Raw genomic sequence first — 7,794 nt, 5'->3', positions numbered from 1 at the left:
ACTCAAAGAGCATCGTCGCATCGCCACCCGTTATGAAAAGACAGCAAGAAATTATATCGCTATGGTGAAATTAGGTTGTATCCGCTTATTTCTTAAGGTCATTATTTAATTGAGGGACACAACCTAGTGTTGCACCTGAGTTTAGATAGTCATATAACTTAGAGTATATATATCTATACCGTTTGGTGCCTAAATCATTATAGGATTCAATATATTCTGCTTTATCAATAATACCATTGTACATTAATTTAATACCTTCAAATGAAGGCAGGTTGGAACGATTAAATATATTTTCTATTTCACTATGTTTTATAAAATCATCATCATATATTTGTTTAAAAACACACGGTTTCTTTTCGAAGAAATTTTCTAGGAAGTCTTTTTTATCAATGGGAAAATTAATTGGATTCATATTTAATGTTAATGATTGTTGATTATGGCTCTATAAGTGAGTAATAAGTTATCTTATTAAGAGGTTATTAAAATAAAAGGTTTTTGTTTACGTAGCCTCTTTTTTTTGGTTGATGGGTGTATAATTACACCCATTTTTATCTAAAAATATCACGGTTTATTAGTGGCAATAGTTAGATCCACTTGAATTACAATAATTGGTCCCAGCACCATTGCTATTGCCTCCAGAATCAATTCTACCTCCTATCTCTCCTCCGATGTAGCGGCCAGCTGCAGCTCCTCCGGCAGCTCCAGCACCACCACCTGCAAATCGACCAACAACAACAACAATTACTGCACCAGCTGCGGCTCCAGCATATCCTCCAGCTACACTACCAGCTACTCTTCCAGCAGCTCCCCCTGCGGCTGCTCCTGCTATTTCACCAGCGGTTTCTCCTGCTCCTGCACCTGCAACTAAATCAAACTCTTGAATGGTAAGCTCACGCATAATAAATTTACCTTCATTCAGGTTTACTAAAAATAATAACAATCAAATATATATAAGAACTTATGATTGTATTCAAAAATAATTTTAACGAAAAATCATAATGGATATGATTTAATATATACAAAAAAGGAATCGATACTAATATCAGTAAAATAGTTATAATAGATAGAGTAAATATCTTATAAAAAAATTTGGTTTTTTATCATGTGAGTATTCTTTTTTGAACCTTTTTTTCAATAAAGAAAATTCATTGGATATTTTATTTGCAGTGCTGAACATGATAATCAATAAAATTATTGACATACTGTAATCTATATACTCAAGAATAGGGGTGTCTAATCTAAGTATAAATACCGAGACAATATAAACTATAAAAAAATTAAAAAATAAAGCCTCTTTTTTAAAGGTTTTTTTAGATAATTTTGATATTTCTTTGGCTCTGTACAATAAGGTGTTTTTATGGTTTTTTATTTTCATAAATTCTTATTTATTATTTTTATAGGGTTTTTGATTTGTCTTGATTATATTTTTTTGTTTTTTTTATGTCAATGTCTTTTTTTTAAATAAATAAAATAACCAAATGTGGTAATTATCCTAACATCTTGAAAATATAGGGATGAATTAAATTTTAAAAGAAAATATTAAACCTCTAATCTTTTCAAGAGAAACTATAATTAAAGTTATCATGATAATGCGCTAAATCTATTGGATGATATAAATAAAAACTTATTGATATATTTATTTAGTCATTACTTTCTCTTATTGTCAGTAAAAGCATTCGTTAGTCTAAATCTGTTTAATTACCATCACAGATGGTCATCAATGTTTCCGTAGGTCTGAGAGGAAGCGCTTAAACGACTAGAAAAACTTCTGTAGCCTGAAAGTGAAAGCAAGAATTGCGGTACATCTGCACACCTTTGGAAGCATATATTGCTAGTATGAACAATCCTAGCTAGTTTGGTGATGACGGTCTTTTTAGCTAATAGAGTACCAACGGTACTTCGGCGTGTGAGGTTATGGTTTTCATTGCCTTTCGTAGCTGGATTTAAGGTGGGGAAGATCCACTTTACTTTTATCTGATTTCAAGTGGGCATGAAACATGCGCTCGCTTACTTTTCACATTAGCGTTAGGTGATAGCCTTTCGCACAATGGGATTGAGCTACGTCTCGATCTCATTTCACTTCAATGAGCAGGATTGCTTTTGCGCATCTCGCTCATGCCTAGCTATGTTTGCTTAAAATATTTAGCGGGCGGCTTCTCTACACCTAAATAATTAGCTCATTGCTACCGTTTGATCCTTAACGTTGCGGCGTTTTGCTGTGCTTGTTGGTATTTCAACGTTTGCACCACTTTTGCTGACTGTTTGCGGACTTGACGCTGCAGCAAAAGGGCAGTACGACGATTACAGGCTCATGCCTGCTAGCAGCGCAGTGAATCTGACACGGCATTTTATAGATTGAAAGAGTAATGGTGGTTCAGGCGGGGGAGGCTTCGGCCTTGCCGGAAGGTAGCTACCGGTACTGTGAACCCTGTCTGAATCACCATCATCAATTTTCTCAATTAATGGAAGGGGTAGCAGGAATGAATAATGTTAGAAATGACTGGCATCAAGCCGATATTATTGCTGCACTACGTAAGCGTGGTCCAACCTTAGCTGCGGTATCCCGTGAAGCGGGACTGAGTTCTTCCACATTAGCCAACACGCTGTCACGTCCTTGGCCTAAAGGCGAATGGATTATCGCTAATTATCTCAACATTCATTTATCTGAAATCTGGCCTAGTCGTTATTTTGATATGGACAGTAATCTTATTGAGAGCAAAGTTCGCGAGAAATCAGCAGAATAATTATTCTAATACCGTAAAATATCAGGGAAATAGTCACCTCACTTCATCTCATTACCTACTGTGTTGTTTGATTGATGAGGTAGAATAATTGGTTATCCATCACCGTAATCTTTAATACCTTTCGACGAAATGCGTCGCAACTTTCTATCACGAGGCCAGAACGTTTAGTGTACTTATCTACTCACTGGCAACGAGTCATATATCCTTCTTTTACTGTAGGCGGTGAATTCTGATATGCTTTGCAAAATATTTTGTTCTCATGTTTTTGTGTGTGCGTCTTTGTGTGGTGAACGGTATATCAATCGGTGTATCACTTTTTGTAAAAAGACACATGATTTTATTTTAGTTATCGTTTAAAAATATATAGTTATGAGTAAACCAAAACATATTGTAGAAGTTATGATCTCCGAACTGGAGGTTAAACAGCGTATTGCTGAACTGGGAAAACAGATTACTGAACATTATCGTGACAGTGGTAGTGATTTGGTGTTGGTCGGGTTGCTGAGAGGTTCATTTATTTTTATAGCTGATTTATGCCGTGAAATTCAGATCCCTCATCAAGTCGACTTTATGACGGCTTCCAGTTACGGTAGCGGTATGAATTCCACTCGTGATGTGAAAATCCTAAAAGATCTGGACGAGGATATTCGTGGTAAGCATGTGCTGATTGTGGAAGATATTATTGATTCAGGTAATACCCTGAATAAAGTACGTGAAATTTTGGCGCTGCGTGAGCCAAAATCACTGGCAATTTGTACCTTGCTGGATAAACCTTCCCGCCGTGAAGTTGGTGTTCCGGTGGAGTGGATTGGTTACTCAATTGAGGATAAATTTGTGGTGGGTTATGGTATCGATTATGCGCAACTTTACCGTCATCTGCCTTATATCGGCCATGTAATTTTGCTGGAAGAGTAGTTTTTATCATATTTTGGAAACGGCAACTTTTGGGTTGCCGTTTTGGCCTTAAGCGGGCTTCAACAATGTTCCCTTGTTGAAATATTACCACTGCATTTTATTAGCGAAAGCCGATGTAAGCCTCTATGCCTAATGGGAGTTCTCTCCCCCCCATAAATGTGATGACAATGGCGTTACATTTGTGTATTATTTAGACCATATATAGCATAAGGGGATTTGAAATGAACGTAATAAGTGAGAATCGTAAAAATAAGACACTCAACTTGAGGATTAGGCAAGAGGATCGGGATTTAATAGATAGAGCAGCAAAAGTGAAGGGAAAAACCGTTACTGAATATGTCCTTGATACAATCAAACGTGATGCTGAAAACACGTTATTGGAACATTCATTTATGATTGTATCTCCAGAAATTTTTAATGCTTTTATTGCTAAACTTGATGCTCCGGCTGTTCCAAATGAGCGTCTTATCAAAACGGCAAATATGAAAAAACCGTGGTGATAAAATGATTAATGATCCAACCTTGTTAACAGATGATCACAATTTAAATAGTTTTACTTCAGGAATTGATACCCTAGACAACTGGTTAACAGACAGAGCATTAAAAAATCAAAAAGAGAATGCTTCACGAACCTATGTTGTAAGCGAAGACAGAGATGTTATTGCTTATTATTCGTTAGCGACCGGCTCAATTATGTCAGAAGAGGCGATAAGCAAGTTTAAGCGTAATATGCCAAATCCTATTCCGACGATTATTTTGGGTCGCTTAGCTGTTGATAAGCGTTATCAAGGAAGAGGGTTTGGTCGCTATTTAGTTAGAGATGCTTCCATACGTGTCGCTCAAGCGGCAGATTTGGTGGGTGTTAGGGGGTTGATTGTCCATGCTATCTCGGAGAATGCTAAGGCATTTTATAAGTCTGTGGGTTTTAGTGATTCGCTTTTAAATCCAATGACGTTAATGATCACGCTAAAGGATTTAAAAACGGTTTTTAAAATAACAGATTAATACTATTTATACCCAATGGATTTCAAGATGCATCGCGACGGCAAGGGAGCGAATCCCCGGGAGCATAGATAACGATGTGACCGGGGTGAGTGAGTGCAGCCAACAAAGAGGAAACTTGAAAGATAACGGGTATATTTAAATGAAGGTAATTGAGATGATTAGTGCAAGATTTGACTCAGAAAAGGCTATAGAGGCTATTCTGTACGTTGCCTCTATAGCGCCAATTTCTGACGTTTATCATGTGGGTAAAATTCTGTATTTTGCTGACCGGCTGCATTTGGAGCGTTATGGTCGGTTAATTACGGGTGATAACTATCTTGCAATGAAAGATGGCCCTGTTGCAGTGAATGCCTATGATATTATAAAAGTAGCCAGGGGAGACGGGCGCTTTATTCCAAATAAGTGTGATGTTGATGTCATTCGGTCATTGTTGTCAGTAGAGGGACGTCATGGAAATCATCAAATACGTGCTTTGCGTGATTTCGATGAAGATGTATTTAGTGATTCGGATATTGATTGCATAAATGAAGCAATCGAAAAATATGGGAATCTCTCGTTTAAAGAAATACGTGATATCAGCCACGATAGTGTTTGGATGACGGCTAACCAGAATAGAGAGATTCCATTGGATGTGATAGCTGCCAGTTGTAAGGATGGTGACAAGTTAGTTGCTTATCTGATTTCTACTGAGTAGCTGATGACTAATTTTGGTGACAGATTTTCCGCATCTTTTAGGGCGGATTTTTTTATCTTCACTGACCTTTTACAACGCCGCCAAAGTTAAAATATCTGTTGGTTTGCTGCTGTGAGCTATTATTACTGAATAATAGTTTTGGTGTATGATCTATAGATTGGTTTCCCATGAATATCCTTATCTTATGCCATACTTGCCTTGAGATATCCTAAGGGAAAGGAACTGTTCAATAATATTGCTAGAAGAATGGCGTATTAATTGGCATATCAACTGGTTATAATCTTTTATTGATTTTTATATATTTATTCATTAAAAACAATTGGTTAACTTTATAATGAAACACACTGTAGAAGTTATGATCTCCGAACAGGAGGTTAAACAACGTATTGCTGAACTGGGAAAACAGATTACTGAACACTATTGTGACAGTGGTAGTGGGCTGGTATTGGTCGGGTTGCTGAGAGGTTCATTTATTTTTATGGCTGATTTATGCCGTGAAATTCAGATCCCTCATCAAGTCGACTTTATGACGGCTTCCAGTTACGGTAGCGGTATGAATTCCACTCGTGATGTGAAAATCCTGAAAGATCTGGACGAGGATATTCGTGGTAAGCATGTACTGATTGTGGAAGATATTATTGATTCAGGTAATACCCTGAATAAAGTGCGTGAAATTTTGGCGTTGCGTGAGCCAAAATCACTGGCAATCTGTACCTTGCTGGATAAACCTTCCCGCCGTGAAGTTGATGTTCCGGTTGAGTGGATTGGTTACTCAATTGAGGATAAATTTGTGGTGGGTTATGGTATCGATTATGCGCAACTTTACCGTCATCTGCCTTATATCGGCCATGTGGTTTTGCTAGAAGAGTAGTTTTCTCGTATTTGAAAATGGCAACTTTCGGTTGCCGTTTTTGCTTTGTGATTCAGGTATGATATATAGAGCTGCGCTCCTATCTACATTTTGGCACGGTGCTTAATATGGCTTACAGTCGTGGAACCATACTTAGCAGCAGAATTTATTCCAATATGCTGGACACTACGGCTAAAATTTCATTAACTACAGACGTCGGGGCCTCTTCAATTTTTCTTGCTTGTCTTACATTTAGATCGATGGAACGAATGCCATTCGCTAATAGAACTCCTTGAGTCTGTGTTCCAGTGCCCATCAATGTCACGGCAAAACCCGCAAACCTGGCATAATTTCCTCCTTGTGTTATAGGAATAATAATTGTTAAACCTAATTTGTTAAAATTGTATGGACTTATTACTAAGCATGGCCTTTTGTCACCTTGCAGTTCTTGACCCGCGACTGGGTTTAAGCACGCCTCAACAATATCCCCTCGTTGAAATGTTGCCATTACACTTCATTCCCTACAGGTTTACTGGTATCCCATTCTTTTAAGATTTCAGGCATTGGTGCTTCTGAGTCACATAGAGCTAGTAGATCGGCTAATTTGTACTTGGGACGATGGTTTACTGCGGAGATTACGATTTTCCCTTGTTCTTCGACAATTGATAATTGGTCACCTTCTTTCAGGTGGAGGGATTTCAATAGTTGAGCTGGAATAATAGTACCAACAGAGTTTCCAATTTTTCTGACATGAGTAAGCATAGAACTTTCCTCGCAAGTAACGGTTATCACATTGTTAACACTTTAGAGTGGTTCTGCCTAAGTGTCAACATTGTTATTACAGGTAATGAGATTTGATCGCTCATAAAAATCTTCTTTTTATTACCGTATTCGTACATTCGTAAAATAAAGAAATTAAAATAGATAGTTGATATTCAAATAGGTAGCGATTTAATAAAATAAAAATTTGCATAAACTTTCGTTTAATTACGCTATATACCCTAGGATTTCAAGATGCATCGTGACGGCAAGGGAGCAAATCCCCGGGAGCGTAGCGAACTATATGACTGGGGTGAATAGGTGCAGCCAGCAAAGAGGCAACTTGAAAGATAACGGGTATATTGCATTTTTATTAGCGAAAGCCGATGTAAGCCTCTATGCCTAATGGGAATTCTCTCCTCTAGAAATGTGATGATAATGGCGTTACGTTTGTGTATTATTTAGCTCACCTATAGCATAAGGAGATTTGAAATGAACGTAATAAGTGAGAATCGTAAAAATAAGACACTCAACTTGAGGATTAGGCAAGAGGATCGGGATTTAATAGATAGAGCGGCAAAAGTGAAGGGAAAAACCGTTACTGAATATGTCCTTGATACAATCAAACGTGATGCTGAAAATACTTTATTGGAACACTCCTTTATGGTTGTATATCCAGAAATTTTTAATGTTTTTATTGCTAAACTTGATGCTCCGGCTGCTCCAAATGAGCGTCTTATCAAAACGGAAAATATGAAAAAACCGTGGTGATAGAATGATTAATGATCCAACCTTGTTAACAGATGATCACAATTTAAATAGTTTTA

The 7,794-nt window shown here is 37.3% G+C and carries 10 protein-coding genes and 1 pseudogene; 8 read left to right on the top strand and 3 right to left on the bottom strand.

Annotated elements, in window-relative coordinates:
• Positions 1-109: pseudogene (locus AAC155_RS11925) on the top strand (IS5/IS1182 family transposase); the annotation flags it as partial.
• 462 nt (positions 110-571) lie between these two features.
• On the opposite strand, the gene AAC155_RS11920 reads toward AAC155_RS11925, so the two are convergent.
• Positions 572-898: a hypothetical protein gene (locus tag AAC155_RS11920; protein WP_113042308.1), complete on the bottom strand. Its 327-nt coding sequence runs from the start codon at positions 896-898 to the stop codon at positions 572-574.
• A 1,582-nt stretch (positions 899-2,480) separates the two neighbouring features.
• Here AAC155_RS11920 and AAC155_RS11915 point away from each other — a divergent pair.
• The 6 genes from AAC155_RS11915 (at position 2,481) to hpt (AAC155_RS11890) (ending at position 6,229) form a co-directional block, all read left to right on the top strand.
• Positions 2,481-2,744 carry a helix-turn-helix domain-containing protein gene (locus AAC155_RS11915; protein ID WP_058588659.1) on the top strand — a complete coding sequence of 88 codons (264 nt, stop codon included), beginning with the start codon at positions 2,481-2,483 and terminating at the stop codon, positions 2,742-2,744.
• Between the two features lie 369 nt (positions 2,745-3,113).
• Complete coding sequence (hpt, locus tag AAC155_RS11910) at positions 3,114-3,659, top strand: hypoxanthine phosphoribosyltransferase (RefSeq protein ID WP_113042305.1); 546 nt, start codon at positions 3,114-3,116, stop codon at positions 3,657-3,659.
• Between the two features lie 221 nt (positions 3,660-3,880).
• Positions 3,881-4,159 carry a type II toxin-antitoxin system TacA family antitoxin gene (locus AAC155_RS11905; RefSeq protein WP_011145229.1) on the top strand — a complete coding sequence of 93 codons (279 nt, stop codon included), beginning with the start codon at positions 3,881-3,883 and terminating at the stop codon, positions 4,157-4,159.
• Between the two features lie 4 nt (positions 4,160-4,163).
• Positions 4,164-4,664 (top strand): GNAT family N-acetyltransferase, encoded by a 501-nt coding sequence (locus AAC155_RS11900; RefSeq protein WP_011145230.1) that lies wholly within the window; start codon positions 4,164-4,166, stop codon positions 4,662-4,664.
• A 154-nt stretch (positions 4,665-4,818) separates the two neighbouring features.
• Positions 4,819-5,358, top strand: a complete 540-nt coding sequence (locus AAC155_RS11895) for a Panacea domain-containing protein (protein ID WP_229015775.1) — start codon at positions 4,819-4,821, stop codon at positions 5,356-5,358.
• Positions 5,359-5,692: 334 nt separating this feature from the next.
• Positions 5,693-6,229: a hypoxanthine phosphoribosyltransferase gene (gene hpt, locus AAC155_RS11890; RefSeq protein ID WP_011145232.1), complete on the top strand. Its 537-nt coding sequence runs from the start codon at positions 5,693-5,695 to the stop codon at positions 6,227-6,229.
• Positions 6,230-6,374: 145 nt separating this feature from the next.
• Here hpt (AAC155_RS11890) and AAC155_RS11885 read toward each other — a convergent pair whose 3' ends face one another.
• Both AAC155_RS11885 and AAC155_RS11880 read right to left on the bottom strand, forming a co-directional pair.
• Positions 6,375-6,716, bottom strand: coding sequence for a type II toxin-antitoxin system ChpB family toxin (locus AAC155_RS11885; protein WP_036782608.1), 342 nt, complete (start codon positions 6,714-6,716; stop codon positions 6,375-6,377).
• Positions 6,716-6,970 carry an AbrB/MazE/SpoVT family DNA-binding domain-containing protein gene (locus AAC155_RS11880; protein WP_036782605.1) on the bottom strand — a complete coding sequence of 85 codons (255 nt, stop codon included), beginning with the start codon at positions 6,968-6,970 and terminating at the stop codon, positions 6,716-6,718. The genes AAC155_RS11885 and AAC155_RS11880 overlap by 1 nt, the downstream gene beginning before the upstream one ends.
• 489 nt (positions 6,971-7,459) lie before the next feature.
• On the opposite strand from AAC155_RS11880, the gene AAC155_RS11875 reads away from it, so the two are divergent.
• A complete protein-coding gene (locus AAC155_RS11875) occupies positions 7,460-7,738 on the top strand; it encodes a type II toxin-antitoxin system TacA family antitoxin (protein WP_113042301.1) in 279 nt (92 codons plus the stop codon).
• Positions 7,739-7,794: the final 56 nt, after the last annotated feature.

Source organism: Photorhabdus sp. HUG-39 (assembly GCF_963878365.1).
GTDB lineage: Bacteria > Pseudomonadota > Gammaproteobacteria > Enterobacterales > Enterobacteriaceae > Photorhabdus > Photorhabdus kayaii.
Note: the sequence above shows the minus strand (reverse complement) of the source record. Positions and strands in the feature narration are given on the sequence as shown.